Below are 26103 nucleotides of genomic sequence, written 5' to 3' on the forward strand. Positions count from 1 at the left end.
GGCCCGAATCTGACCCCACGCAGTCTCTGAATCTGACCCTTTTTCTGGGGTCAGATTTCTTCTATGGTGCGGCCATGAGTGAAGTCACGACCGGAACCCCCGCCCTGAAACAGGGCTTCGCCGAGATGTTCAAGGGCGGCGTCATCATGGACGTCGTCACCGCCGAGCAGGCCCGCATCGCCGAGGCGGCCGGCGCCACGGCCGTCATGGCCCTCGAGCGCGTCCCGGCCGACATCCGCAAGGACGGCGGCGTGGCCCGCATGAGCGACCCCAAGATGATCAAGGAGATCATCGGCGCGGTCAGCATTCCCGTCATGGCCAAGGTCCGTATCGGGCACATCGTGGAAGCGCAGATCCTCCAGGCGCTCGGCGTGGACTTCATCGACGAGTCCGAGGTCCTGACCCCCGCCGACGACCAGTACCACATCCTGAAAACCGACTTCAAGGTTCCCTTCGTGTGCGGCGCCAAGAACCTGGGCGAGGCCCTGCGCCGCGTGGGCGAGGGTGCGAGCATGATCCGCACCAAGGGCGAGGCCGGCACCGGCAACGTCATCGAGGCTGTCCGTCACGCCCGCACCGTGCTGGGCGAGATCCGCGCCATCCAGGTTCGCCCCACCGAGGAACTCATGACCGTCGCCCGCGACCTCCAGGCTCCCTACGAACTGGTGCGGTACGTGCACGAGCACGGCAAGCTGCCGGTCGTGAACTTCGCTGCCGGTGGGGTCGCCACGCCCGCCGACGCCGCCCTGATGATGCACCTGGGCCTGGACGGCGTGTTCGTCGGCAGCGGCATCTTCAAGAGCGACAACCCGGAGCGCCGCGCGCAGGCCATCGTGAAGGCCGTCACGCACTACCAGAACCCGGACGTGCTGGCCGAGATCAGCGAGGACCTGGGCGCGCCCATGACCGGCATCAACATCGACGACCTGATTCCGGCCGAGCGTCTCGCCAGCCGGGGCTGGTAAGCCGTGACGGCGCCCCGCATCGGTGTTCTGGCCCTGCAGGGCGCGTTCCGTGAGCACCGCCAGCGCCTGGAAGGTCTGGGCGTGGCGGTCACGGAAGTCCGCCTGGGCAGCGACCTGCGCGGCCTGTCCGGTCTGATCCTGCCGGGAGGGGAGAGCACCACCATGGCCCGCCTGATGACCGAGTACGCCCTGTGGGAGCCCGTGCGGGCCTTCCACGCGGCGGGCGGTCACCTGTGGGGCACCTGTGCGGGCGCGATCCTGCTGTCCCGCGACGTGCTGGGCGCGCCCCCGCAGTTCGGGCGGCAGGACAGCCTGAACCTGCTGGACGTGACCGTGCAGCGCAACGCCTTCGGTCGTCAGATCGACTCGTTCACCACCGACCTGCCGGTGCGGGGTCTGGACGGAGAGTTCGCGGCCGTGTTCATCCGTGCGCCGGCCTTCACCCGCGTCGGTGACGGCGTGGACGTGCTGGCCTCGTATGGCGGGCAGGCTGTGATGGTCGGCGCGGACCGTGTGACTGCCAGCGCCTTCCACCCGGAACTGACCCCGGACGGGCGTCTGCACGAGCTGTTCGTCCGGGAATGTGCCGCGCCGGTCGCCCTGACCTGATACGGATTCCGTCTGTTTCGCTGACAACCCGGAACATCGCCGGGTTGCCAGCTCCACGCCCGGAACCCGCTTTTCTCCTCCTCTGCGAAGCAGCTCTACGAGTCGCATCCGCTCGGATTGAAGGGACTTTGCAGCCCCTTCAATCGGAGTCCGTATAAGCCGGGCGACGGTGAACGGCACAGCAGAGGGAGCTCGAGTCCTGCGGGGCATCGCCTCCCTCTGCCTGCGCAGTGCGCCACTCGTGTCTTTCCGGACGGATTTTCCTGGCAGGCAATAATTTCACGATCCGGTAAAATCGTGAATGATTTCACTTATTACCATCTATCTTCTATGCACGACACCCGGCCAGCCCCACCCGTTCAGCGGGTATCGCGCGGCCCGGCCGGTGAACCCCGCAGCTGCGGCCAGCGCCGCGCCATCACCGTGTACAGCCCCGCCACCCACGCGACACTGGCCGTGAAGCCCGCCAGTACGTCCGACGGGTAATGCACGCCGAGGTAATTGCGACTGGCTCCGACGGCCAGCGCCCACAGCAGCCCCAGCACCGCGACCGGCCACCCGGCCCGCGACCGCCAGAACACCAGTGTCAGGGCGAACCCGAACGCCGCATTCGACATGGCGTGCCCGCTGGGGAAACTGAAGCCCGGTTCGTTCAGGAGGGCCAGCAGTTCGTCCGGGCGGGGGCGCTGGAACACCACCTTGGCCGTGACATTCAGCAGGGTCGCGCCCACCACGCCCGACACCAGGAACCAGCCGTGCGCCCGGCCACCCCGGCCGGCCAGCAGCCATGCCAGCAGCAAGGTCACGAACGGCAGGACCGTCACGCCGCCCAGCGTCGCGAGCGTCTCGGCCGCCCAGGTCAGGGCCGGGGTGCGCCGCTGCGCGTACCAGTCGAGCACTCCCTGATCCCACGAGAACCCCCCTTCACGGAACACTTCGGACGTCAGGTGCGCGAACAGCCCGAAGGGAATCAGCACGCCCAGCAGCACCAGCAGCAGGGATCGCCAGTGGCTGCGCAGGAACGGCAGGAATTCACGCCGGGAATGAGGGAACATCCCGACATTACAGCCTGAGGTGCCGCCCCCGCGTCAGGCGGGGCACTTGCCGCTTGCTTAACGCTCGGCCCGGATCAGGCGCGGTGAGGGGCCGGCTAGGCGCAATGGCGCACCCGGCGCTGCGCCAGTCGCCGCATGTGCGCCGGGGGGTGTGCGGCGCACCATGAGGGCGTCAGGGAACGCGCCAGTACGGGCTGCCAGCGGGGCGGCGGCGCACCTGCCCGGAGACACGCATGCAACACGTTCTCACCCATCCCGGCGCAGCCCGCGCCCAGGCCCTCCTGAACGAGGCGCAGCAGGCCCGCCAGGCCCGGCTCGCCCAGGCGGCCGCACGCGCCCAGGCTGACCGGCAACCCACGCGCTCCCACCGCCTGACCTTCTTCCTGGTTGCCCTGCGCCGCCGCCTGCACCTCGCGTGAGCCCTGGCTTCCCGCCCGCCGCACCGCACAGCGCCGCCCCCTGAACCGGGAGCGGCGTTTGCGTTGGGTGGCCTCAGCTGGATTCCGTTTGTTTCGCTGGCAATCCGGAACTTCACCGGATTGCCAGCTCCACGTCCGGAACCCGTTTCTCTCCCACTCGCATCCGCTCGGATTGAACGGCTTTGCAAGCCATTCAATCGGAGCCCGTATCAACCGGTGATGGGCTGGCTGTTCGCCTCGCGCTGCGCGAGGAAGTCCTTGACGCTCTGAGCGGCGCGGGTGGTCATGCCGGGCACGGCGGCGATCTGCTCGATGGGGGCGCTGCCCAGGTCCTCGAGGCTGGTGAAGTGTTCCAGCAGCGCGTCCCGGCGTTTCTGCCCGATCCCCGGCAGGTCGTCGAACACGCTGCGCAGCATGTCCTGGCCGCGCAGTTTGCGGTGGTACGTGACGGCGTAGTTGTGCACCTCGTCGCGCACGCCGATCAGCATCCGCAGGGCCGGGTGGGTGTGCGGCAGCAGCAGTTCGCGGTCCACGCCGACCTCGGTGCCGGTGTCCAGCCACCACTGCGCGCCGTACCGGCCGGGCAGGATCAGGCGTTCCTCACGCTTGGCGAGGCCCACGACCGGCACGCGCACGTCCGCCTCCTTCAGGGCGTCCAGGGCGGCGTTCACCTGCCCGCGCCCCCCGTCGATCAGCAGCAGGTCCGGCAGCGGCAACTTGTCCGAGAGGCTGCCGGTGAAGCGCCGCACGATGGTCTGTTTCATGCTGGTGTAGTCGTCCGGGTGATCCAGGCCCTTGACCTTGAAGCGGCGGTGCTCGCCCCGGCGGGCGCGGCCACCCTCGAACACGACCATGCCGGACACGATGTTCGTGCCGAACAGGTTGCTGTTGTCGTAGCCCTCGATGCGCCACGGGCGGTCACCGAGGGCCAGCACTTCCCGCAGGGCGTCCAGGCCCGGGTGGTCGCCGCGCCGTTCCAGCAGCGCCATCTCGGAGTCCAGGCCGTTCTGCGCGTTGCGCTGCGCCATGTCGATCAGGTCGACCTTGTCGCCGCGTTTGGGGGTGCGCATCTCGATGCGCCGCGCGGCCTTCTCCGACAGGAACTCACTCCATATGGGAGCGTCCTCGAAGTCGGCGGGCAGCAGGATCAGCGGCGGGACGTGCGTGGCCTGCGTGTAGTAGTCCTGCACGAACGCGGCGACGATCTCGCCGAGTGGGGCGTCCTCGGTGCCGGTCAGGAAGCGCTTGTCGCGGCCCACGACGCGCCCGCCGCGCAGGCGGAACAGTTGCACCATGGCGTACTCGCCGGCCTGCGCGGCGCCCAGGAAGTCCAGGTCGGTCTCGTCGCTGACGAAGGCGTGCTGTTCGGTGCCGAACAGCTTCTCGACGGCCTGGACGCGGTCGCGCACGCGGGCCGCCTGCTCGAAGTCCTGGCCCTGCGCGGCGACTTTCATGTCTCCCTTCAGCCGGGCGATGACGGGCGCGGCGCGGCCCTCCAGCAGACTGGTCACGTCCTCGACCGTGCGGGCGTACTCGCCGGGGTCGGCGCGGTCCACGCAGGGGCCCAGGCAGCGGCCCATGTGGAAGTTCAGGCAGGGCCGCGCTTTCTTCTGCATGGGCAGGCCGCTGTTCTTACGCAGGGGGAACATGGTGTCGATCAGGTTCTTCACGCGCCGCACGGCTGACGAGTCCGGGTACGGCCCGTAGTAGCGCCCGCCGTCCTTGATGACGCGCCGCGTGACGACCAGCATGGGGTACGCCTCGTTCGTGAGTTTCAGGAACGGGTAGTGCTTGTCGTCTTTCAGGGTGACGTTGTAGTGCGGGCGGTGCTGTTTGATCAGGTTCGCTTCGAGAACCAGCGCCTCGACCTCGTTGCGGGCCGTGATGAATTCCAGCGTGTCGGCCAGCGCCGTGAACTTGCCGCTCTTGCCGCCGGCCTTGAAGTGCTGCCCGACCCGCGAGCGCAGGTTCTTGGCCTTCCCGATGTAGATGGGCGTGCCCCCCTTGCGGAAGATGTACACGCCGGGCGTGGTGGGCAGCACGGGCAGGTCGTCTGGATGCACCCGCCCAGAATAGGGGAGAGGCCCGCCCGTTTCCGTGACCCTGGGCGCGGTCGTGGTCACGGAACTTGACAGCCGACCAGCCTGTCACTACATTGATGACATGTTGAGCAGCGGGGAGGACACGTGAACAGCCAGTACGCCGTGGCCGTCCATATCCTGTCCCTGATCGACCGCTTCCCGGAGCACAGCAGCTCGGCCGACATGGCCCTCAGCGTGGGCACCAACCCGGTCGTGATCCGTACCGTGGCTGGGCAGCTGCGCCGCGCCGGACTGATCAGCACCCGCCAGGGCGTGGCCGGCGCTGTCCTGACCCGTCCCGCCCGCCAGATCACCCTGCTGGACGTGTACCGCGCCGTGAACGGCGAGGACAGCGTGTTCCGCCTGCACGAGCGGCCGCACCCCAGCTGTCCGGTCGGCGCGAACATCCAGGCGACCCTGGAAGACCGGTTCGGGCGCGCGCAGGCGGCGCTGGAGGCTGAACTGGCCCGCTCGACCCTCGCGGACGTGACGGCGGACCTCGCGTGCCGGGCCGGGTAGCGGCCTGTTTTTTTTGCCCAACATGTCAGCGAAACAGCGACAGGTGAGCCTGCCCAGGGTAGGCCTGCCCACACCCTCATTCCCCAAAGGAGACCCACCATGATCGGAATCACCGCCGCCACCGGCCAGCTCGGCCAGCTCGTCGTCCAGGCCCTTCTCGACCGGGGCGTGCCCGCCACGCAGCTCGTCGCGCTCGTCCGCACCCCCGAGAAGGCCGCCGCACTCGCCGTTCAGGGCGTGCAGGTCCGCCACGCCGACTACCACCAGCCCGACACCCTGAGGGCCGCGCTCCAGGGCGTCGAGAAGCTCCTGCTGATCTCCAGTAGCGACTTCGACGACCGGGTCGGCCAGCACCGCAACGTGATCAACGCCGCCCGCGAGGCCGGCGTGCAACTGGTCGCGTACACGAGCATCCTGAACGCCGACACCGCCACCTTCGGACTGGCCGCCGACCATCAGGCCACCGAACAGATCCTGCGGGACTCCGGCCTGCCGTTCATCTTCCTGCGGAACGGCTGGTACACCGAGAACTACACCGGCAGCGCCGCGCAGGCCGTGCAGAATGGCGCGCTCCTCGGGGCGGCCGGAACGGGGAAACTGAACCTCGCCACGCGCCGCGACTACGCCGAGGCGGCCGCCGCCGTCCTCGCCACCGACGGGCACATCCCGGCCGGGCAGAGCGGCCGCGCCTACGAACTCGCCGGAGACGAGAGCCTCACCATGCGTGACCTGGCCGCCGAGTACGCCCGCCAGAGCGGCCAGCCCGTCGAGTACCGCGACCTGCCGCGGGCAGAGTACACCGCGACCCTCCAGAGCTTCGGCGTTCCCGAAGGCTTCGCGCACACCCTGGCCGACGTGGACGCCGGCATCGCGCGCGGCGAACTGTCCAGCGCCAGCCGCGACCTGACCAGCCTGATCGCCCGGCCAACCACGCCCGTGCGCACCTCGGTCGCCGAGGCCCTGAACAGCTGAATTCAGGCGGAGGACCGTGATCGGGGTCGCTACACTGCCGGGCATGACAGGCACGAAGCGCGGCGCGAGAGTATGGATCATCCGGCATGGCCAGACCGCCGGGAACGAGGCGGGACTGCTGCGCGGCCCGGTCAGCGCGAACGATGAACTGAACGACACCGGGCACGCCCAGGCCCGCGCGCTGGCCACGCATCTGCTGCGCCAGCCGCAGCGCCCGCAGTCGGTGTACGCCAGCCGTTACCGGCGCGCACAGCAGACGGCCGCCCCCCTGGCCGAGGCGCTGGGCGTGCCGGTGCAGATCCTGAACGGCGTGCACGAGGTGGACTGCGGCGACTGGGCCGGGCAGCCGTACTCGGCCCTGAACACCCACCCGGAAAAATTGCGTCTGCCCGGTGGCCGCCTCGGATTTGCCGGAGGGGAGACTTTCGACGAGATCGCCGCCCGTTTCGTCTCGGACGTGAACGCCCTGCCGGACGGCACGGACGCCGCGCTGGTCTCGCACGGGGGCATCATCCGGATTGGACTGGCGGCGCTGCTGGGCCTGAATATCGAGGATGTCTGGGCAAACGGGCAGCTGGTGCACGGAAACACCGATTACACCGTGCTGGAACGGACCGCTGAAGGCTGGCAGGCCGAGCGGCTCGCCGTGACGGTCGAGGACTGAGCGGAAGAATCCACGTGCCAGCAGGTACCGGGGACTTTTCTTTCTAGCAGAGAGAACAATCCTTTCACGAGTAGCTTAAATCGTGAAACTATTCACTTAGGGATCTATCCAATCCGCCCACTCAGAAAGCCACGGTCTGGCCCGTCAATCGAGATTCCTCGGCCGCGAAGGCCATCAGGTGAGAATCCAGCGACTCGGCGAGCGGGGTGGGTGGGGGAGCCTGTCCGCGCAGGAACGCCAGCCAAGCCCGGACGAGGCCCTGGTCGCCGCCGCCGTGGTTACCGGTGGTGTCGACCGTCCAGCGTTCGCTGTGGCCGGTGCGGAAGTCGTGGAGTTCGAGTTCGCCGCGTTCCATGTGGGCGCGCAGTTCGCCGTGCGTGCCGAGGAGTTTCAGGGTGCGGGTGTTGTTGTGAGTGAAGGCGCTGACCGTGAGTTGCGCGGTCACGGTGTTCCGGAAGTGAACGGTGACGGCCTGATGATCGGCAACGTCGTTGCGGCCCAGGTAGACGCACTCGCCGTACGGGCCGTCTTGCAGTGCTTCTTCTAGGGTCTGTCCTCCGGCGGTGAGGACGGTGACGGGCCATGCGTGCGGGTCGCGGGTGCGGTAGATGCGTCGCGCGTCGGACGGGCAGTCCTGGACGGGGCAGGTGACGCAGCGGTCGGTCGCGCCGGGCGGGGCGTGTTCGGGCCGGAAGTGGTGCAGGCCGCCCTCGCTGCTGACGCGCCGGGGGGCGCTGCCGGCCAGCGCGCGGAGCAGGTCGAGGTCGTGGCAGGCCTTGGCGAGCAGGAACGGCGCGGCGGGCGGGCTGGAGCGCCAGTTGCCGCGCACGTACGAGTGCGCGTAGTGCCAGTGGGCGACGTTCTCGGCGTGCACAATGCCGATCAGGGTGCCGAGGCGGCCAGACGCGGCGACCTGCTGCACGGCGGTGAAGAAGGCGGTGGTGCGCAGGACGTGGCAGACGGTGACGGTACCGGTCGAGGCGGTCTCGGCGGTCAGGAGCAGGTCAAGTTCGTGGGGGTGCAGGCAGATGGGTTTTTCCAGCAGCACGTCGTACCCGAGGGCGAGGGCCTGCAGGCAGGGGCGCACGTGGTCATGGTCGGGCGTGGCGATCACGACGGCGTCGGCCACGCGGCCCTGTGCGAGGAAGGCGTCCCAGTACGTGAACTGCGCCTGCGGGGGGATGTCGTGGCGCGCGGCGACCTCCGCGAGGCGGGCGGGGCGCGGCTCGACGACATGCGTGATCACCGCCCCCTGCGCGGACAGGTGCCGGGCGTACACGTCCGCGCCCCGGTTGCCGCAGCCGATGATCGCCACGCGCACGGGCTTCATGCGCGGCGTACGCCCCAGCCGGTGCCGGTCGGGCGGGTCAGGTGCCCGGCCTGCCATTCCAGTCCGGTGAACGGATCGTCGGCCAGCAGGAGCGCGCCGTCCAGGTCGGCCCAGTCGCACGCTCCGGCGAGGTGCGCGGCGGCGGCGATGCCGAGGCTGCTCTCGATCATGCAGCCCATCATGACCTGCAGGCCGTGCGCGCGCGCCAGCCTCATGGCCGCGAGGGCCTGGAGGGGACCGCCCAGCTTCGCGAGTTTCAGGTTCACGCCGTCGAAGGCGCAGGCCAGCGCGATCACGTCCGAGACGTGGTGCAGGCTCTCGTCCGCGACGATGGGCACGGTGGACACGGCCCGCAGCGCCGCGTGCCCGTCAAGGTCGCCGGCCGCCAGGGGTTGCTCGACGAATTCCACGCGGGCGGCGTCCAGCACGCCCAGCATCCGGCGGGCCTGCGTGCGCGTCCAGGCGGCGTTCGCGTCCACGCGCAGCGCGGCGTGCGGCGCTTCCTCGCGCAGCGCCTCGAGGATCGCCTCGTCGCGGTCCGTGCCGAGCTTGACCTTCAGGACACCGTGCCCACGCGCGACCGCGTCCCGCGCCTGGGTGCGCATGGCGGCGGTATCCGCGATGCTGACCGTGTAACTGCTCTCGGGCAGCGGCGCGGGGCTCAGGCCCAGCAACCGCCAGACCGGGACGCCCGCCGCCTGCGCGCACCACTCGACGGCCGCCATCTCCAGCGCGCACTTCACGCTGGGATGGTCGTGAGGCATCCGGGCCGAAAGGCGGGCGTGCAGGCCGTCCCAGTCCCAGGGGTCGCTCAGGGCGTCCGCCAGGAGCGGCAGGACCGCCTCGACGGTGCCGCGTGTCTCGCCGTAGAAGGCGTTCGGGGCGGCCTCGCCCTGCCCGGTCAGGCCCGCGTGCGTCAGGGTGACGAAGGTGCGCGGGTACGTGCTGTGCGTCCAGCGGGCAATCCCGAACGGTTGCGCCGTGTGCAGGTCCAGCGTCTCCCAGCTCAGTGCGGGGGAGGTCGCGGCGGTCACTGCGTCCACCGCCCGAACCCGCTCAGGTCCGCCTGGAGCCGCGCGCCGTACTCGCCCTCGCCGAGCGTCTCGACACTCACGCGCATGTGCGTGGCGTTCGCGTGGACCAGGGTACGGTCGTCCAGCATGACACCCACGTGACCGGGGAAGAACACCAGATCACCGCGCCGCGCCGTCTGCACGGGCATCAGGGCCGCCTGCTGCTGGTCCGCGTCACGCGGCAACGCCCGCCCAAACGCGCCGTACACGAGCTGCGTCAGGCCCGAGCAGTCCAGCCCCCACGCGCTGCGACCACCCCACAGGTACGGCGTCTCCACGAACCGCAGCGCCAGTTCCGCCATGTCCACGTCCAGCCGGGCGGTCAGGGCCACCTCCTGCACCCAGGCGTCCGCACCGTCCGGCAGGATGACCGGCACCCAGCGGCGGTGCTGCTCCTCGACGACCTCCCCGAACGCCCGTGTTAGACGCGCACCCAGCGCCAGTTCCGTCAGGACCGGGCGGCTGATGCGCGGCCCCGCGAAGGCATGTGCCCGCAGCGCCGTGACCGTCACCTCGCCGTTCCCGGACGGCCCGCGCGGCAGCAACCCGTCCGCCCGCGCCCAGCCCAGGTAGCCGTCATGCACGGTCCGCACGCGCGCCCAGCCGGTCCCGTCCTCCCACAGCAACTCCAGCGGCTCACCCGGCAGGGCCTCGCTGACCTGCGCCGAATCGGCGTCTGGGGCCGCGCGCAGGCTCAGGCGCGAGCGGCCCGTCACGGCCGCCATCGGCTGCACGAACCGCCACCCGGCCCCCTCCAGCTGGCCCCGCAGGGCCTCCTCGGCCATGCGCATGGCCGGATCGAACGCGTGCACACGCGCATCCAGAACGACATCAGTGGGACTCACGCCCCACAGCCTACGGCCCCAACAGGCGCAACGGGGCGCAGGTGGTGCAGGCCAGTGCCCCCTGAACGTCGTTCAGTTCGTCACGAGGTGCCCGGGCAGGTGATCATGCCGGTTCAGGAACAGCAGCCGGGTGCTGCGCGGCCCGAGTTCCAGCTCGCAGGTGGCGGTGTTATCCAGCACCAGTTTGGCAGGCAGTCGGCTCAGAGGACTGCCCAGTAGCGCGGCCAGCAGGAACTGCGCGAAGTTCTGGTGCGTGACTAGGCCCACGCGATCCGTCACGGCGTGGCGGGCCCGCAGGTCGTTCAGGACCGTCCGGGCGCGGTCTGCGTAGACCTGCGCGTCGTTCTCCTCGAAGCCGCCGTCCCAGGCAGCCCGGCCGTCCAGATGGGCGGGCCAGCGCAGCTCAGGGCAGATCCGTTGCAGCGTCTGCCGGGTCTGCCCGGCGGTGGGCGTGCGCGGGCCGGTCATCTGACCCAGGTACAACCCGCCGATCTCGTGCAGCGTGTCCGCTCCCTGAACAGGCAACGAGAGGGCCGTCGCCAGCGGGGCCACCGTCTGGACGGCGCGCGTGGTGAGGCTGCTGTACAGGTGCGTCAGCGACCCGAGGTGCGGAATGCGGTTGGCGGCCTCGCCGAGCAACCGCGCCTGCTCGAAGCCCAGGTCGCTCAGGGGCGGGTCCGGATGCCGCCCCTCCTTACCGCCCGTCTGTGCGTACAGCCGGTTGTTGAGGGACTGGGCGTGACGGATCAGCACGAGATGCACGCGGCCGAGTGTAGAGCAGGGGCGTCCGTATCGGAGTCCGTATTACAGGTGGGTGGTGAGCCAGCGTGCCCAGTTCCCGGCGGCCACCCCAGCGCGGGCGTGCGCGGGCAGTTCGTCCAGCAGGCGGGGCACGTGAGCGTAGCGGTCGATACCGGCGGGGGTCTTCTCGGCGCCGAAGCCTCCGTCCAGGTCGGTCCCGAGGGCCACGCGGTCCCAGCCGATCAGGTCGGCGTAGTGGCGGGCGTGGTCGGCCAGCGCGGCCAGGGGCACGCGGTCCAGGCTGCCTTCCGGGAGCGGGCGGATGAAGCGGTTCAGGAGGACCAGTCCGATCACGCCGTCCGCTGCGGCGATGGCGCGGGCCATGTCGTCGGTCAGGTGGCGGTTGCCGGGCACCAGGGCGCGGCTGTTGGCGTGCGTGGCGATCAGGCGTGGCCCGATCTGCGCGGCGTCCCAGAAGGCGTGATCGTCGAGGTGCGAGGCGTCCAGCGTGACGTTCAGGTCCCGCATGGCAGTCACGAGGTCCATCCCGGCGGGCGTGAGCGGTCCGGGGGCGTCGGTGCCGCCGGCGTGACGGGTGCGGCCCCAGGCAGGCCCGATGACGCGCACGCCCCGCTCGACCCAGAAGGGCAGGTCGGCGGCGTCCCGGATGGGGTCGGCGCCTTCCATCAGCAGGACCACGCCGAGCGGGGCGTCCAGCGTATTCAGGTGTGCTGTCACCGCGGTGGCCGAGGTGAGGAGGGTCAGGTGCCCGGCGTCCTGCAGGCGGTGGTAGGCGTCCAGTTGCGCCAGGGCCTGCGCGCGTGCTCCGGCGTGGTCGGTGTAGCCGCCGGGCGTGTCGGCGCTGCGTGGCAGGGCGAACAGCGTGCCGAAGCACACGCGGACCTGCGCGTCCCTCAGTTCCGGGAGGGTCACGGTCGCTGTCTGCCCCGGCACGGGGTCAGCGGCGCGCAGGGCGTCCAGCGGGAGGGTCAGGTCCCGGCCGTCCAGCAGGTTCATGGCGAGATCCAGGTGCCCGTCGATCAGGTGGGTGCCGGGCAGGTGCGTGTCGGTCATCGGGCGGCGGCGGTGGGGGAGGCGACGCCGATGCGGTCCACCAGCCCGGCCACCTCGCCGAGGCTGTGCAGGGCGTCCGGCGTTTCGCCTTTCAGGTCGATCAGGGCGGCGTGCAGGCCCAGGGCGCGGGCGGCGTCCACATTCTCCGCCTTGTCGTCGATGAACAGCACCTCGGGGGCGTCCAGGCCCAGGGCGTGCAGGGCGTGCCGGTACGCGCCGGGGTCGGGTTTGTGAATGCCGACCGCGCAGGTGGCGACGGCCACGTCGATCAGGTCGCCCAGTCCCAGGAAGGCCAGGGTGCGATCGATGCTGGGCAGCGTGTTGCTCAGGACGCCCAGGCGCAGGCCACGGGCGCGCAGGCCTTCCAGGACGGTGCGGGCGTCCGGGACGGGCTTCATGAACGCCTCGTACGGGTAACGCGCCGAGAGTTGCGCCGCCTGCGTGGGCGTGAGGTTCAGCCGCCCGGCCAGTTCAAGGCTGTACTCGTCCCAGAAGGCGTCTTCCTGCGCCTGGGTGCGCAGGTGCCACCATGAGAACGCGCGCTCCTGCCACTGCGCCTGCATGCCCGCCCCGACCTCGCGCGGGTCGAGGCCGAAGGTCTGCGCGGCCCACAGGGCGGCCTCGCGGTACACGCCGGGGTCGGTGTAGGCGATGGTGTCGTCGCGGTCGAACAGCACGGCGCGCAGGGGGGGCTGACTGGTCATGCCGGACATGCTAGTCGCTGCCCGCTGGCAGAACGTGACGGCCTGCGGCGCGGGCGCGCGGGCGCGGCCTTGCTGCCGGGCCGGCAGAAGCTGAACAGAAATCAATGCTCGGGGAGATTCCACGCAATATCGCTGCGAATATCCAGATTTTCAGCAATAATTCACCTGTATAACATTCCTGAGGGAAGATGGGCGCAACAGGATTGCTAAATGGACGCCGCCGCGCTAGGCTGGCCACATGTTCGAGGACCCCTACACCGAGCACGTCCTGCTGACGCCCGGCCCCACCCCCATCCACCCCCGCGCCCAGCAGGCCCTCATGCGACCCATGCTCGGCCACATGGACCCCGAAATCTTCGCGCTGAACACCGAAATCCAGGCGGACCTGCGCGCCATGTACGGCACGACCGACACCACCTTCACCGCCCTGCTCGCCGGGACCGGCAGCCTCGGCATGGAGGCCGGCTTCGCCAACCTCGTCGAGAGCGGCGACGAGGTCCTGGTCTGCGCCAACGGCTCGTTCGGACGGCGCATGGCCGACATGGCCGCCCGCTACGGCGCGAACGTCCGCCTCGTCACCGCCCCCCTCGGCGAGGCCATCAACCCCGACGACGTGGCCGCGCAGATGAACGGCGTGCAGATGGTCGCCGTCGTGCACGGCGAGACCAGCACCGGCGTCCTGAACCCCGTCCCGCAGATCGCGCAGATCGCCCGGCAGCACGGCGCCCTCCTGACCGTGGACGCCGTCACGACCGCCGGCATGGAACCCTTCCACATGGCCGAGTGGGGCGTGGACTACGCCTACACCGGCGCGCAGAAGTGCCTCAGCGCCCCCCCCGGACTGGCACCCGTCGCCATCAGCGACCGCGCCATGGCCCGCTACCACGCCCGCCGCACGCCCACCCCGCTGTGGTACTGCGATTTCGAGGGCCTGCGCGACTACTGGGAACGCCACACCTACCACCACACCGTCCCCGTCAACCTGCACTACGCCCTGCACGCCGCCCTGCGCGCCGCGCTCGACGAGGGCATGCTGAACCGCAAGGCCCGCGTGCAGCACGTCGGGCAGGCCATCCAGACGGCGCTGGCCCCGCTGGGCTTCACGCCCTACGTGCAGCGCCCCGAAGACCGTCTGCCCACCGTCCTCGCGCTGCGCCTCCCGGACGGTTTCGACGACGCGGGCGTCCGCCGCGCCCTGCGGGAACGGCAGATCAGCGTCACGGGCGGCCTGGGCGCCACCGCCGGCCTGATCTGGCGACTGGGCCTGATGGGCGAAACGGCCCGCCCCGCCCCGTACCGCGCCCTGATGGACGCCCTGGAAGACCTGCTGGGCGTGCAGGGCCTCACCGAACGCTTCAACGAGGCGCTGGAACCCGTTCCCGCCTGAGCGCACGCACCACACCGACCACCGAGAAGGCGGGGAACCCCATACGAGGTTCCCCGCCTTCCGTCCATCCGGACGCCCGCTTCAGCCCATGCGGCCGGTGCGGATCACGTCCGCGATCACGGGCGGCAGGTTCCACGCCATGATGTCGAACGCACTCGACGCGAAATCGTACGTGACCTTGTGCAGCGACACCTTCGGCTTACGGCCCACGCAATCCACGATCGCCACGTCCGCACCCGGCTCGTGATTCAGGGTCAGGCCCACACTGCCGGGATCCACGAACGTCGTCTCGCCGATCACCCGCACGAACGGCACGTGCGACCCGCCCACCACGACCACCCGAGCGCCCAGCGTCTCGGCCAGCGCCTCCAGCTCCCGCTCCTGCGCCATCAGGTCCAGACGCGCCTCCGGATCGTGCGGACTGCCGTGAAAGTACCGGACCCGCCCGATCGGCGTGGTGATCCGCCCGCCCGGCGGCAGGCGACGCAGGAAATCCACCTGCTCGGGCGCCAGCATCTTCTTCGTCCAGCCCAGCACCTGATCCGCCACGCCCTTGCGGTCCGCGCGGTCCCCCAGTTCCATCGCCACGCGCATGTCACTGGACCCCAGGCCCGTCACCCACCCCTCGCGTTTCACGAAGTCGATGACCGGACCCGGACTCGCGCCGTACCCGACGAGGTCGCCCACCACAATCACCTGATTGACGATATGTTCCGACAGAAAACGCTTGACCGCAGTCAAGGCGTGAATGTTCCCATGAAGATCGCTGATGAAGGCCAGTCGCAAGGTCCTTCCATCCTAGAGCAAAACGCCGCGCCCTGCCCGACATCCTTGCCCCCAACCCCCCTATCATGGGCCGGATGCCCGCACCTGCCCTCGCCGCCCTGCTCGGACTGACGCTCGCCGCGTGCGGCCTGCCGCTCCCGTGGAGTTTCCTGACCGCCCTGCCCCTGGCCGCCCTGCTCGGGTACGCCGCCGCCGCACCCACCCGCCGGGGCGTCACAACCCGCCTGTTCTGGGCGGGGTTCGGGTACTTCGCGCTGCACCTGTGGTGGCTGGGTGCCTTCCTGCACCAGCTCCTCGGAGCGGCGCCGCTGGTGGTCGTGCTGTTCGCGCTGGAAGCCGCGTTCCTGGCCGTCATGGCCGCCGTCGCCGTGACGCTGACCCGCACGCCCACCGGCCGCGTCTGGGCACTCGCGGGCGGGTGGGTCATCCTGGAATGGTTGCGTTTCCTGGGGCCGCTCGCGTTCCCGTGGCCCACCCTGGGGTACACGCTGCTGCCCACGCCCGCCATCCAGATCGCCGACCTGGGCGGGGTGTTGCTCGGCAGCGTGCTGGTCGCGTTCACCGCCGCCAGTCTCGCTCACGCCTGGACCGGACGCCAGCAGCAGGGGAGACGCCCCCTCATCCCCACCGTCCTGGCCGCCCTCGCCTGGGCCGCCGCGCTCGGCTACGGCGCCACCCGCACGCCCGGCGACGGTCCCGAACAACCCATGCGCGTCCTGCGCACCACCTTCGACGCGTTCGGCCGCGCCAGCGGAGGCCTGACCGCGCAGGAACAGTTCAGCGTCCAGACCGCCGCCAGCCTGAACCGCCCACCCGGCAGCGTCATCGTCTGGAGCGAAGGCGCCATCAGCTCACCCGGCACGCGACCCGCACCCGGTCAGACCATCCCCGCGTTCCCCGGCCCTGGCATCAGCGGCATCGGCGGAGACGAGCCCCTCACCCCGCCCGGCCCTGACCCCATCCGGCAACCTGCCACGTACCGGCAATTCAACACGGTCGCCAGCCTCGACGCGGGCGGCACCATCCAGAGCCTGAGTGCTAAGGCCCGCCTCGTCCCGTTCGGCGAGGAATTCCCGTTCCGGCCCATCCTCGGTCCCGTTTACCGCGTCATCGAAACCTCGCTGGGCTTCACGCTGGCCAGCATGACCCCCAACCCCAACCCCACACCACTCACGCTGAACGGCGTGCTGTACGGCGCGTACATCTGCTACGACAGCGTGTTCCCCTGGGTCGCCCGTGTCCTCGCCAACGGGGGCGCGCAGGTGCTGGTGAACCCCAGCAACGACGGCTGGTACCAGGGCTGGGGCGTCCAGCAACACTTCAATATGGGCCGCGTCCGGGCCATCGAAACGCGCCGCTGGGTCGTCCGCAGCGTCAACAATGGCGTTGCCGGAACCGTGAACGACCTCGGGCAACCCGTGCAGACCGTGGCCAGCGGCCAGGAAATCCAGGCACTCGACGTTCGCCCGAAACTCCTGAACGGCACGACCACCTACATGCGCCTCGGCGACTGGCCCGCGCTGATGCTGGCGCTGCTGATGGTCGCCTACGGCGTCCGGCAGGACCGCCGCCGGAGCAGCCGCCCGAGTTGAAAAACCGGTCGGAGTGGCCGCAACTGCGACTTCGACCCTCAGGCCAGCATCCGTTGATAATGCATGTTATCATCGGCGCACATGACCCAGAGCATCCAGGCGTACACCGGCGACCGCCTCGCGCAGGCCCGCGCCCTCGCCGGCCTCACCGACGAGGCCCTGCGCGTCCGGGCCATTACCGCCGCGCGTGACAAGGCCTTCGAGGACCTGTGGGCGCTCACGCTCGCGTACCTCAGCAGCGATACCAGCGCCGGTGTGAAGCTCAGTCCGCACACCCTGCGCGCCTACCGCAAGGGCGTGGAGGTTCTGGTCGAGCACGCGGACGCGAACGCCTGGAATCTGCTGCATCCGGGGCGGCGCGAACCGTCTCTGTTCGTGGCGTCCCTGACCGCGTCGGGCCTGAAGCCGGCGACGGTGCAGGCGCGGGTGGCGGCGGCGGGCGCGCTGTACCGGGCGTTGCGCTGGGCGGGCGCGACGGACGCCGATCCGTTCGCGGACGTGAAGCGCCCGAAGGACCGGACGAAGGGCGTGGTGAAGAACCCGCCGTACCGGGCGGATTTCGTGCAGGCGATGCTGGCGGAGGCGGACGTGCAGGAGCAGGTGCTGCTGCTGCTGCTGACACACGCGGGGCTGCGGATCGCGGAGGCGCTGGCGGTCGAGTGGGAGCACGTGGACCTGGGGCGGCGGCGGCTGCTGGTGGCGCACGGCAAGGGCGACAAGGCGCGGATTGTGCCGCTCAGCGCGCGGCTGCGCGAGGCATTGGGGGCGTTGCAGGCCGGGCGGGTGGCCGCGCCGGGGTCGGGGGGCCGGGTGCTGTCGTTCCGGGCGTACTCGACGGCGTACGAGCGGTTGCAGCGGCTGGCGCAGCGTTGCGGGATGGTGCAGGAGTTCCGGGGGTTCCATGCGGGTCGCAAGTACGCGGGGACGCAGCTGTACGCGGCGGTCAAGGATTTCACGCGGGTGGCGGGGTTCCTGGGGCATGAGCAGGTGGACACGACCCGGCGGTACGTGGAGTTGCCGGAGGATGATCTGGATGATGTGGTTGAGGGATTCCGCTAGGGCATTCCAGGGCAGGGGTTTACCCTCGGCGCGCGTTGCTGGCCCCTTCCTGGCCTTCCTGTGAGCCTGTGTGATTTTGTGCGTGCTGGACGCTGTTTTTCTGACTGCAATAAATGACCGCCAGGGCAGGTGCGCTGGCGGTCGCGGAGGGGCGGTGGGTTCAGGTTTCGACGTCGTCTTTTTTCGCGGCGGTCAGGAAACGCACGGCTCCCGGCAGGATGCGCGCCTCGAAGGGCGTCGTCTCGACGTGCAGTTCGCCGTCGTACTGGAGTGGGAACGGATCGACGGCGTCGACGGTGACGCGCCGCGCTTCCAGCGTCTCGAGGTTGCCGCTGAACATCGGGTCGCCCAGGTTCAACTTGGCGCGGACCGAGTCGATCAGGTTCGGGAGGAAGCGCACCAGGTTCCCGGCTTTCATCAGGATCACCGTGAACCGGCCGTCGCTGGGGCTGATGTCGCTGGTGATGGGCAGGCGGTAGTTGGCCATGCCGAAGTTGGCGATCATCACGCCGATGCCCTCGAATTCGCGTTTCTCGCCGTCGATGGTCAGGTGGAAGGTGGTTTTCTTCGGGTTGATCTGTTTCATGGCGCTCATGACGTACGCCATCGCGCCGAAGCGGCCCTTGAGTTCCTCGCTGTCCTTGATCATGGTGGCGTCCGCGCCGGCGCCGGCCAGCATGCAGAAGCCGCTGGTTTCGCCTTTCACCTCGACCTCGCCCATGTCCAGGCGCAGGCTGTGGGCTCCTTCCATGATCTGCAGCAGTCCGGCGGCGTCGGTGGGCAGGTCTAGGTTCTGCGCGATCAGGTTGGCGGTGCCCGCCGGGAAGGCCAGCATGGGCACGTTGCGGTAGCGGGTGGCGTAGGCGAGGCTGCTGACAGTGCCGTCACCGCCGGCCCCGACGAGGTATGTGAAGGACTCGATGTCACCGACGTAATCGGCCATGGGGGTGTCTTTCTGCAGTTCGCGTTCCGTCACCTCGGCCCCCGCGCCGCGCAGCAGCTGGATGAACTCGGGCAGTTCGCTGTCGCCGCTGCCGCTCTTGGGGTTGAAGATCACCAGAATGCGTTTGCCGCGCAGGCTGGAGGGAACTTGCGGGTCGGCGGTGGGGGTGCGTGGGTCGGCGGTCATCAAATGCATTAGACTGCCCTCACGGAGGCTTTGGCTATGCGTCGTTTCTTGGTTGCTTCTTTACTGTTTTCAGGGGTCCTGGCGTCCTGCGCGCCTGCCCAGCAGGGTTCCGAGCGGATGGTGACGGTCACCCCCGTGTTGATCAAGGTGTCGGAGTCGGCCGCGCGCGGCGGGACCGTCACCATTCAGGGCCGTTACCTGGGTGGACCGTCGACGGGCCGGGTCCGTCTGGGCGCCGATGAACGCGGTCAGGGCGGCTTCCTGTTCCCGGCGTCGGCCGTGAAGTCCTGGACGGACAGCGAGATCGTGCTGACCATCCCGGCCGACGCGCCGGTTGGGGGTAGCTGGCTGTTCGTGGAGGTCGCGGGACGTCAGTCCACCGGCCTGCAGTACAGCGTCCGTCAGTAACGGCGGGTCCGGTTGGTGGGGGCGGTCCGTTCCGGCGGGCCGCCCTCTCCCCTGTTCCCGCTCCGGCCAGCTGGGGTGTACTGTCCTGACGGGCGATTTTCGCCGTGGGGCGCGGCGGGGGCGGTCGGGGGGAATGCTGTAAACTCCTTTGGTTATGGCGATTAAGCGCCCCAAGGGCACAGAAGACCACCTGCCGGCCGGCAGTCCGAAACTCACGCTGGACGTTTCGGCGCAGGCGCACGGCTGGGTGGTGGAGACCGCGCGGCGCGTGCTGGAACGCGCGGGCGCGCAGCGGATCGACACGCCGCTGTTCGAGGAGGCGGACCTCGTCAAGCGGGGCGTGGGCGGCAGTACCGACATCGTGCGCAAGGAGATGTTCACGGTGTATTACTTCGGGGATCATGGCGGGTACATTCTGCGGCCCGAGGGCACCGCCAGCATCGTGCGGGCGTTCCTGCAGAACGGCCTCAAGCAGCTGCCGTCCCCGCTGAAACTGTGGACGCACGGCCCGATGTTCCGCGCCGAGCGGCAGCAGCGCGGGCGGCTGCGGCAGTTCCATCAGGTGGATTACGAGGTGCTGGGCGGCTCGGACGCCCTGGTGGACGCCGAGGCGATCGCGCTGATGGTGGGCGTGGTCCGCGAACTGGGCCTGACGGGTGTGCGTGTGAAACTGGGCAGCATCGGTGACCCCGAGGACCGCGAGGCGTACAACACGTACCTGCGCGACCTCTTCACACCGCACCTGGAGCGCCTGAGCGACGATTCCCGCGACCGCCTGACCCGCAACCCCATGCGGATCCTGGACAGCAAGAGCGAGGACGACCAGACCCTGATTGCCGAGCTGAACGTGAAACCCATGCTGGACTTCCTGGGCGAGGACGCCCGCGCGAACTTCGACGCGGTGCAGGGCTACCTGCGGGACTGGGGCGTGGAGTTCGACGTGGACCCCAGCATCGTGCGCGGCCTGGACTACTACCGCCGCACCGCCTGGGAGTTGCACCACGAGGGCGTCGGCGCGAAATCCGCGCTGGGCGGCGGGGGCCGCTACGACGGACTGGCCGAGCAGATCGGCGCTCAGGCCGTGCCGGGCATCGGCTGGGCGTTCGGCGTGGAGCGGCTGCTGATCGCACTGGAAGCCGAGGGACGCGCCCTGCCCGCACAGGCGGGACCGGTCGTGTACATCGCGGCGCTCGAGGACAGCCTGGTGCCCGCGGCGGCGGCCGCCGCTCTGGCCGCGCGGGAAACGGTGCGGGCCGAGTTCGCGTACCGCGCCCTGAAACCCGGGAACGCCTTCCGGGACGCCGAGCGGCGCGGCGCGCTGTTCGCGGGTCTGATCGGGTCCGACGAGGCCGCCGCCCGGTCCGTGCAACTGAAGAACCTCCGCAGCGCCGAGCAGTTCACGGTCCTGCTGTCCGACCTGCCCGCCTTCCTGCACGAGCAGGAGCGGGCGCACCTGACCCCTCTGGAGAACGCATGAAACGCACCGCCCTGATCGGCCACCTGAACGACACGCACGCCCACCAGACCGTCACGCTGCAGGGCTGGGTGAACCGCCGCCGCGACCTGGGCGGCCTGATCTTCCTGGAACTGCGGGACCGCAGCGGACTCGTGCAGGTGCAGGTCGAACCTGACTCCCCCGCCTTCGCGGAAGCCGACCGTCTGCGCGCCGAGTACGTCGCGGAGATCGAGGGCACCTACCAGCCCCGCCCGGAAGGGCAGCGCAAGGGTGGCGCGGCCGACTTCGAGGTCATCGCCACCCGCGTGCGCGTGCTGAACACCGCCAAGACCCCGCCCTTCGAACTGGACAAGGGGGACAGCGTCGCCGAGGACATCCGGATGCGTTACCGCTACCTGGACCTGCGCCGCCCCGAGATGCAGCGCAACCTGATGCTCCGCAGCCGCGCCGTCGCGGCCGTCACCGCGTACCTGGACCGCGAGGGGTTCGTGCAGGTCGAGACGCCCATGCTCACCAAGTCCACCCCGGAGGGCGCGCGCGACTTCCTGGTGCCCAGCCGCCAGAATCCCGGCGAGTTCTACGCGCTGCCGCAGAGCCCGCAGCTGTTCAAGCAGATGCTGATGATCGCCGGGTACGACCGTTACTACCAGCTGGCCCGCTGCTTCCGCGACGAGGACCTGCGCGCCGACCGCCAGCCGGACTTCACGCAGCTCGACATGGAAATGAGCTTCGTCGAGCAGGACGACGTCCTCGCCATTCAGGAGGGCCTGATGGCCCACGTGTTCCGCGAGACGCTGGGCGTCGAACTGCCCGTGCCGTTCCCGCGCCTGCCGTACTTCGACGCCATGAACGACTACGGCAGCGACAAACCCGACCTGCGCTTCGACCATAGGTTCGTGGATGTCACCGACCTGTTCCAGGGCGGCGAGTTCAAGGCCTTCGCAGACGCCCAGACGGTCAAGGTCATCGCCGCGCCGGAACTGACCCGCAAGCAGATCGACGAACTCGAACGGATCGCGAAGCAGAACGGCGCGCGCGGCCTCGCGTGGCTCAAACGCGACGGTGACGGCTTCACGGGCGGCGTCAGCAAGTTCGTGACCGCGCAGGCGCCCGAACTGCTGTCCCGCACCGGCGTCGGCCAGGGCGGCACGCTGCTGTTCGCGGCCGGCGACTGGAAGAAAGCCGTAACGGCCCTGGGTGCTGTGCGCCTCGCCCTGCGCGACCTGTTCGACCTGGCCGCCGGCGGCCCGCAGTTCCACATCTCGTGGGTCACGGACTTCCCGCAACTGGAATTCGACGAGGACAGCGGCACCTGGACGTACATGCACCACCCCTTCACCGCGCCCCACCCGGACGACCTGGCCCTCTTCGGCACGGACCGTCAGGGCGAGATCCGCGCGCAGGCCTACGACCTCGTCCTGAACGGCTTCGAGATCGGCGGCGGCAGCGTCCGTATCCACGATCCGGCCGTGCAGGCCAAGATGTTCGCCGCGATCGGCTTCACCGAGGAGCAGGCCCGCGACAAGTTCGGCTTCTTCCTCGACGCCCTCGAGTACGGCACGCCCCCGCACGGCGGCATCGCGTGGGGCTTCGACCGTCTGATCATGGTCATGAGCGGCGCGAGCAGCATCCGCGAGGTCATCGCCTTCCCGAAAAACAACCGCGGCGTGGACCTGATGGCCCAGGCCCCCTCCCCCATCGACGCGGCGCAACTGGCCGAGGTGGGCCTGGAAGTCGCGCTGCCCTCCGTTGAAGCTCCGGCCGCCGGGTAAGCGCTCAGGTCATACGGACTCCGATTGACGGGGCTGCAAAGACCCTTCAATCCGAGCGGATGCGCGTGGGAGTAGGGCGGGTTCCGGACGTGGAGCTGGCAATCCGGTGAAGTTCCGGATTGTCAGCGAAACAAACGGAACCCGTATCAGGGGGAGGCGGGGCGTGACACTGTACGCACCACCTCCCCCTGGATAAGGGGAAACACGGAGGGATCGGTCAGCAAGTGAAACTATTCACGATTAATTTAATTCGTGAAAACGATAGCCCCCTGCCTGTGAGTGGACTCACAGCCCCTGTTCCCGCAGGAACTCCAGCGTAAAGCCCGCCACGGCCCTGGGGTGCGTGTCCGTCAGCGCGTGCGGCGCGCCCGGAATCTGGCAGACCACCGCGTCCGGCAGGTCCTGCTGAATCCGGCGCACCGTCCACGACCGGATTACCGGGTCTGAACGACCGTCCAGCAGCAGTGTCGGCACCCGCACCCGCCCCAGCAGCGGGCCGGTCATGTGGACCTCCTGATCACGGGCCAGTCTCAGCATTCGCCGCGCTCCGCTGCGCGTGTAGGCACGCAGGCCCGGCCCCAGCAGGCCCGGCCGTTCGCGCGGCAGGTCCCGCATCAGCCGCAGCAGTTGCATCCGCACGCTGGGGTTCTCCGGAATGCCGGTGGGCGCACACGCGATCAGGCCCGACACCAGCGCCGGGTACCGCGCCGCCACGTCGATGACCACCTCTCCCCCCAGCGAATGCCCCAGTAACGGCACGGCTCCCAGGTCCATGACCTCCAGCCACGCCGCGAGGTGATCGGTCAGGTGCGAGATGCACACCGGGTAATCCGGGCGGCCCTCGCTGGCCCCGTGCCCCGGCGGGTCGTACACGAACACCCGGCGTTCCCGCGCCAGTTCCCGTGCCAGCCGCACGTACATCCAGGACGCGCAGCCCAGGCCCGGCACGATCACCAGCGGTCTTCCCTGCCCGCGCACCCAGGCGTGGGTGTTCAGGCCGTTCACCGGCACGATCAGCGCTTGTCCGTTACTCATGTCGGGACCCGGCCTGCGCGTCCGGCCGCTCGTTCATGAAGTCCAGCAGCAGGCCATTGAAGCGCTGCGGGGCGTCCACCATCACGATGTGTCCCGCCCGCTCGACCACCTCCAGGCGGGAACCCGCGATCGCGCCGTGCAGCAGTTCCCCGACCGTCAGCGGCACCAGCACGTCCCGTTCTCCCCAGATGATCAGCGTGCGCGCCCGGATCAGCGGGAGGCTGTCCTGCACCGAGTCGTTCAGCAGGTCCACGGCGTTGCGCCACAGGTTGAGGGGGCCGGCGCGCACGGCGTCCGTCAGCACCCGCGTCAGGAACCGCTTGCGGCCGATCAGGGCCGCGCGGGGCAGGTGCAGCGCCGTCCGGTACGCCTGCGAACGCAGCAGGCCGCTGGCGCACACCAGCACCAGATTCCGCACGCGGTCCGGAGCGAGGGCCGCCACATGCATGCTGATGTGCCCGCCCATGGAATGCCCGACCAGCGTGACGTTCCGCAGGTCCTCGGCGTCCATCCAGGCAGCCACCAGCGCCGCCATGTCCCGCACACTCAGGGACCGCTGGCGTCGGGCGTGCCCGTACCCGCTGAGTTCCAGCGAGTACACCCGCGACTGCGCCCGCAGCGCGGGGAGGTTGTAGCGCCACCAGCCGCGCGAGCCGCTCAGACCGTGGATCAGGACGGTGGGCGGTCCCTTCCCGCTCGCCGTGACATGCAGGGAACGGCCGTCCTGCTTGAAGGTGCTTGAACTCACGAGGGCAGCATAGGCGAGTCAGGCTGGCCGGGTGTTGCGATGACCTTACGGTTCGTCAGTAGGGAGGTGTAAAGGCTGGGTGTAAGTGAAATCATTCACGATTCTTCCGAGTCGTGAATGATTTGTCTGATTGAACTCTTCTCTGGTGTTCTTCCCGTCGGCCTTTGTCGGCTCCGGCGCGACCGACAGAAACGGGCCGGAACGTCAGTCGCGTGACGTTCCGGCCCGTCCGGTGCCGTCGCTCAGGCGGTCACGGTCTTGCCCAGGTTGAAGGCGGCGTGCACGGCGCGGGTCGCCTCGTCCACATGCTCGGCCTCCACGGCCACGCTGACGTTCAGTTCGCTGCTGCCCTGCGAGATCATCAGGATGTTTACGTCGGCGGCGGCCAGGGCCGTGAACAGGCGGGCCGACACGCCCTTCTGCCCGCGCATGCCGCTGCCCACGATCGCCAGCACCGCCACGTGGTCCTGCTGCTCGACTTTCAGTTCCAGACTCACGCCGGCGCGCAGGGCGTTCAGGGTGCGTTCCGCGTCGGTGGTCTGCACGGCCAGCGACACGTTGCTCATGCTGGAACTCTGCGAGACCATCAGCAGCGTGACGTTCTCGCGGGCGATGGCGTCGAACACGCTGGCGATCACTTCCGGGATGCCCAGCACGCCCGCGCCGCTCACGTTGATGATGCTGACGTTGCGGATGGCGGTCACGGCCTTGACGGGGTGCCCGGCCTCGTCGCGCGGCTCGGCCTGCACCAGCGTCCCGGCGAAGTCCGGGTCGGCGGAGTTCTTCAGGCGCAGCGGAATGCCGCTGTCCTGGAGGGGCGTGACGGCCAGGGGGTGCAGGACCTTCGCGCCGAAGTATGCGAGTTCCATGACCTCGCCGTAGCTCAGGACGTCCACGTTGCGGGCGTCCGCGACGACGCGCGGGTCGGCGCTCATGACGCCGTCCACGTCCTTCCAGCCCCAGACTTCCGTGGCGCTCAGGGCCTTGCCGATGATGGTGGCGCTGAAGTCCGTGCCGCCGCGCCCGAGGGTCGTGATGGCTCCCTTCTCGGTCTCGCCCATGAAGCCGGCCACGACCGGCGTGACCCCGGCGCTCAGCAGGCCGCTGAGGCGGTCCTTGATGCGCTCGTACGTGCCGGGCAGCGGGCGCGCGTTCCCGAAGTGCGTGTCGGTCACGATGCCCGCCTCGCCGCCGGACAGGTGATGGGCGCGCAGGCCGTCCTGTTCGAGGGCCAGTTTCATCAGGGGCGCGGAGAGGCGCTCGCCGAACGCGACGATCAGGTCGCGGCTGCGGGGCGTCAGTTCGCGCAGCAGGTACACGCCGTACACCGCCTGCCGGAGCGTCTCGTGCATCTCGCGGATCTCGCGGACGGTGTCGCTATCGGGGGCCGCGCCGAGTTCCTGCGCGGCCGTGAAGTGCCGGGTGCGCATGGCGGCGATCTCGTCGTTGGCGCTGGCGATGTCGCCGGACTGCGCGGCGTCCGCGAGTTTCAGGAGCTGGTTGGTGACGCCCGCCATGGCCGACACGACCACCACGACCTTCACGCCCTCGCGGATGCTGCGGGCGGCCAGGGACGCGCTGTGGCGGACGGCGCGGGCGTCCTGCATGTTCGTCCCGCCGTATTTCATGACCAGAAGCGACTCGTTCATGCCTGCAAGTATGCCGCGCCGCCGCGCAGGC

Annotated in this window: 25 protein-coding genes; 12 read left to right on the forward strand and 13 right to left on the reverse strand. The window is 69.6% G+C overall.

The genetic code is table 11. The features are described from left to right. The first annotated feature begins 74 nt into the window (after positions 1-74). Positions 75-965, forward strand: coding sequence for a pyridoxal 5'-phosphate synthase lyase subunit PdxS (pdxS, locus tag BXU09_RS13815; protein WP_078304226.1), 891 nt, complete (start codon positions 75-77; stop codon positions 963-965). A gap of 3 nt (positions 966-968) precedes the next feature. Beyond that, entirely contained in the window at positions 969-1574 is a 606-nt protein-coding gene (gene pdxT / locus BXU09_RS13820) for a pyridoxal 5'-phosphate synthase glutaminase subunit PdxT (protein ID WP_078304229.1), read from the forward strand. Positions 1575-1933: 359 nt separating this feature from the next. Here pdxT and BXU09_RS13825 read toward each other — a convergent pair whose 3' ends face one another. Further along, a complete protein-coding gene (locus BXU09_RS13825) occupies positions 1934-2629 on the reverse strand; it encodes a phosphatase PAP2 family protein (RefSeq protein WP_078304232.1) in 696 nt (231 codons plus the stop codon). A 233-nt stretch (positions 2630-2862) separates the two neighbouring features. On the opposite strand from BXU09_RS13825, the gene BXU09_RS13830 reads away from it, so the two are divergent. Then, positions 2863-3048 (forward strand): hypothetical protein, encoded by a 186-nt coding sequence (locus BXU09_RS13830; RefSeq protein WP_078304235.1) that lies wholly within the window; start codon positions 2863-2865, stop codon positions 3046-3048. Between the two features lie 209 nt (positions 3049-3257). On the opposite strand, the gene uvrC is transcribed toward BXU09_RS13830, so the two are convergent. Continuing rightward, positions 3258-5111, reverse strand: a complete 1854-nt coding sequence (gene uvrC, locus BXU09_RS13835) for an excinuclease ABC subunit UvrC (RefSeq protein ID WP_078304238.1) — start codon at positions 5109-5111, stop codon at positions 3258-3260. A 123-nt stretch (positions 5112-5234) separates the two neighbouring features. Between uvrC and BXU09_RS13840 the strand changes: the two genes are divergently transcribed. The 3 genes from BXU09_RS13840 to BXU09_RS13850 all read left to right on the forward strand — a co-directional run bounded on the left by BXU09_RS13840 (position 5235) and on the right by BXU09_RS13850 (position 7284). Then, positions 5235-5648 (forward strand): Rrf2 family transcriptional regulator, encoded by a 414-nt coding sequence (locus tag BXU09_RS13840; RefSeq protein ID WP_078304243.1) that lies wholly within the window; start codon positions 5235-5237, stop codon positions 5646-5648. Between the two features lie 99 nt (positions 5649-5747). Continuing rightward, positions 5748-6620: an SDR family oxidoreductase gene (locus BXU09_RS13845; RefSeq protein ID WP_078304249.1), complete on the forward strand. Its 873-nt coding sequence runs from the start codon at positions 5748-5750 to the stop codon at positions 6618-6620. A gap of 43 nt (positions 6621-6663) precedes the next feature. Beyond that, complete coding sequence (locus BXU09_RS13850; protein ID WP_078304254.1) at positions 6664-7284, forward strand: histidine phosphatase family protein; 621 nt, start codon at positions 6664-6666, stop codon at positions 7282-7284. Positions 7285-7405: 121 nt separating this feature from the next. Here BXU09_RS13850 and BXU09_RS13855 read toward each other — a convergent pair whose 3' ends face one another. The 6 genes from BXU09_RS13855 to BXU09_RS13880 all read right to left on the reverse strand — a co-directional run bounded on the left by BXU09_RS13855 (position 7406) and on the right by BXU09_RS13880 (position 13051). Continuing rightward, positions 7406-8614 (reverse strand): Gfo/Idh/MocA family oxidoreductase, encoded by a 1209-nt coding sequence (locus tag BXU09_RS13855; RefSeq protein ID WP_078305045.1) that lies wholly within the window; start codon positions 8612-8614, stop codon positions 7406-7408. Next, positions 8611-9648 carry a dipeptide epimerase gene (locus BXU09_RS13860; protein ID WP_078305044.1) on the reverse strand — a complete coding sequence of 346 codons (1038 nt, stop codon included), beginning with the start codon at positions 9646-9648 and terminating at the stop codon, positions 8611-8613. Before BXU09_RS13860 ends, BXU09_RS13855 begins: the two co-directional genes overlap by 4 nt. After that, positions 9645-10532, reverse strand: coding sequence for an SH3 domain-containing C40 family peptidase (locus tag BXU09_RS13865; protein ID WP_346417579.1), 888 nt, complete (start codon positions 10530-10532; stop codon positions 9645-9647). Before BXU09_RS13865 ends, BXU09_RS13860 begins: the two co-directional genes overlap by 4 nt. A 72-nt stretch (positions 10533-10604) precedes the next feature. Further along, positions 10605-11294 carry a histidine phosphatase family protein gene (locus BXU09_RS13870; RefSeq protein WP_078304257.1) on the reverse strand — a complete coding sequence of 230 codons (690 nt, stop codon included), beginning with the start codon at positions 11292-11294 and terminating at the stop codon, positions 10605-10607. A gap of 42 nt (positions 11295-11336) precedes the next feature. Next, on the reverse strand, positions 11337-12347 hold the full coding sequence (locus tag BXU09_RS13875) for a membrane dipeptidase (protein ID WP_078304261.1): 1011 nt from the start codon (positions 12345-12347) through the stop codon (positions 11337-11339). Then, complete coding sequence (locus BXU09_RS13880) at positions 12344-13051, reverse strand: HAD family phosphatase (RefSeq protein WP_078304265.1); 708 nt, start codon at positions 13049-13051, stop codon at positions 12344-12346. The genes BXU09_RS13875 and BXU09_RS13880 overlap by 4 nt, the downstream gene beginning before the upstream one ends. 238 nt (positions 13052-13289) lie before the next feature. Between BXU09_RS13880 and BXU09_RS13885 the strand changes: the two genes are divergently transcribed. Further along, the gene (locus BXU09_RS13885; protein ID WP_078304268.1) at positions 13290-14438 is read left to right on the forward strand and encodes an alanine--glyoxylate aminotransferase family protein; all 1149 of its coding nucleotides are present in this window, start codon (positions 13290-13292) and stop codon (positions 14436-14438) included. A gap of 81 nt (positions 14439-14519) precedes the next feature. Here BXU09_RS13885 and BXU09_RS13890 read toward each other — a convergent pair whose 3' ends face one another. Further along, complete coding sequence (locus tag BXU09_RS13890; protein WP_078304270.1) at positions 14520-15224, reverse strand: metallophosphoesterase family protein; 705 nt, start codon at positions 15222-15224, stop codon at positions 14520-14522. 74 nt (positions 15225-15298) lie between these two features. Between BXU09_RS13890 and lnt the strand changes: the two genes are divergently transcribed. Beyond that, positions 15299-16816: an apolipoprotein N-acyltransferase gene (gene lnt, locus BXU09_RS13895; RefSeq protein ID WP_346417580.1), complete on the forward strand. Its 1518-nt coding sequence runs from the start codon at positions 15299-15301 to the stop codon at positions 16814-16816. Positions 16817-16897: 81 nt separating this feature from the next. Further along, a complete protein-coding gene (locus BXU09_RS13900; protein WP_078304275.1) occupies positions 16898-17875 on the forward strand; it encodes a tyrosine-type recombinase/integrase in 978 nt (325 codons plus the stop codon). Positions 17876-18035: 160 nt separating this feature from the next. On the opposite strand, the gene BXU09_RS13905 is transcribed toward BXU09_RS13900, so the two are convergent. Then, positions 18036-19004, reverse strand: coding sequence for a diacylglycerol kinase family protein (locus BXU09_RS13905; RefSeq protein ID WP_099750073.1), 969 nt, complete (start codon positions 19002-19004; stop codon positions 18036-18038). Between the two features lie 120 nt (positions 19005-19124). On the opposite strand from BXU09_RS13905, the gene BXU09_RS13910 reads away from it, so the two are divergent. From BXU09_RS13910 to aspS, 3 genes are all read left to right on the forward strand, one after another. After that, positions 19125-19412 (forward strand): IPT/TIG domain-containing protein, encoded by a 288-nt coding sequence (locus tag BXU09_RS13910; protein WP_342446841.1) that lies wholly within the window; start codon positions 19125-19127, stop codon positions 19410-19412. 154 nt (positions 19413-19566) lie between these two features. Then, positions 19567-20889, forward strand: coding sequence for a histidine--tRNA ligase (hisS, locus tag BXU09_RS13915; RefSeq protein WP_078304286.1), 1323 nt, complete (start codon positions 19567-19569; stop codon positions 20887-20889). Continuing rightward, positions 20886-22640: an aspartate--tRNA ligase gene (gene aspS, locus BXU09_RS13920; RefSeq protein ID WP_078304289.1), complete on the forward strand. Its 1755-nt coding sequence runs from the start codon at positions 20886-20888 to the stop codon at positions 22638-22640. Before hisS ends, aspS begins: the two co-directional genes overlap by 4 nt. Positions 22641-22925: 285 nt before the next feature. Here the strand turns inward: aspS and BXU09_RS13925 are convergent, their stop codons facing one another. The 3 genes from BXU09_RS13925 to BXU09_RS13935 form a co-directional block, all read right to left on the reverse strand. Next, on the reverse strand, positions 22926-23675 hold the full coding sequence (locus BXU09_RS13925) for an alpha/beta hydrolase (RefSeq protein ID WP_078304293.1): 750 nt from the start codon (positions 23673-23675) through the stop codon (positions 22926-22928). After that, a complete protein-coding gene (locus BXU09_RS13930; RefSeq protein ID WP_078304299.1) occupies positions 23668-24423 on the reverse strand; it encodes an alpha/beta fold hydrolase in 756 nt (251 codons plus the stop codon). The genes BXU09_RS13925 and BXU09_RS13930 overlap by 8 nt, the downstream gene beginning before the upstream one ends. A gap of 242 nt (positions 24424-24665) precedes the next feature. Next, complete coding sequence (locus tag BXU09_RS13935; protein ID WP_078304303.1) at positions 24666-26072, reverse strand: aspartate kinase; 1407 nt, start codon at positions 26070-26072, stop codon at positions 24666-24668. Positions 26073-26103 lie beyond the last annotated feature (31 nt).

Origin of the sequence: Deinococcus sp. LM3, assembly GCF_002017875.1 — a bacterium.
In the GTDB taxonomy this organism is placed as follows: Bacteria; Deinococcota; Deinococci; order Deinococcales; family Deinococcaceae; genus Deinococcus.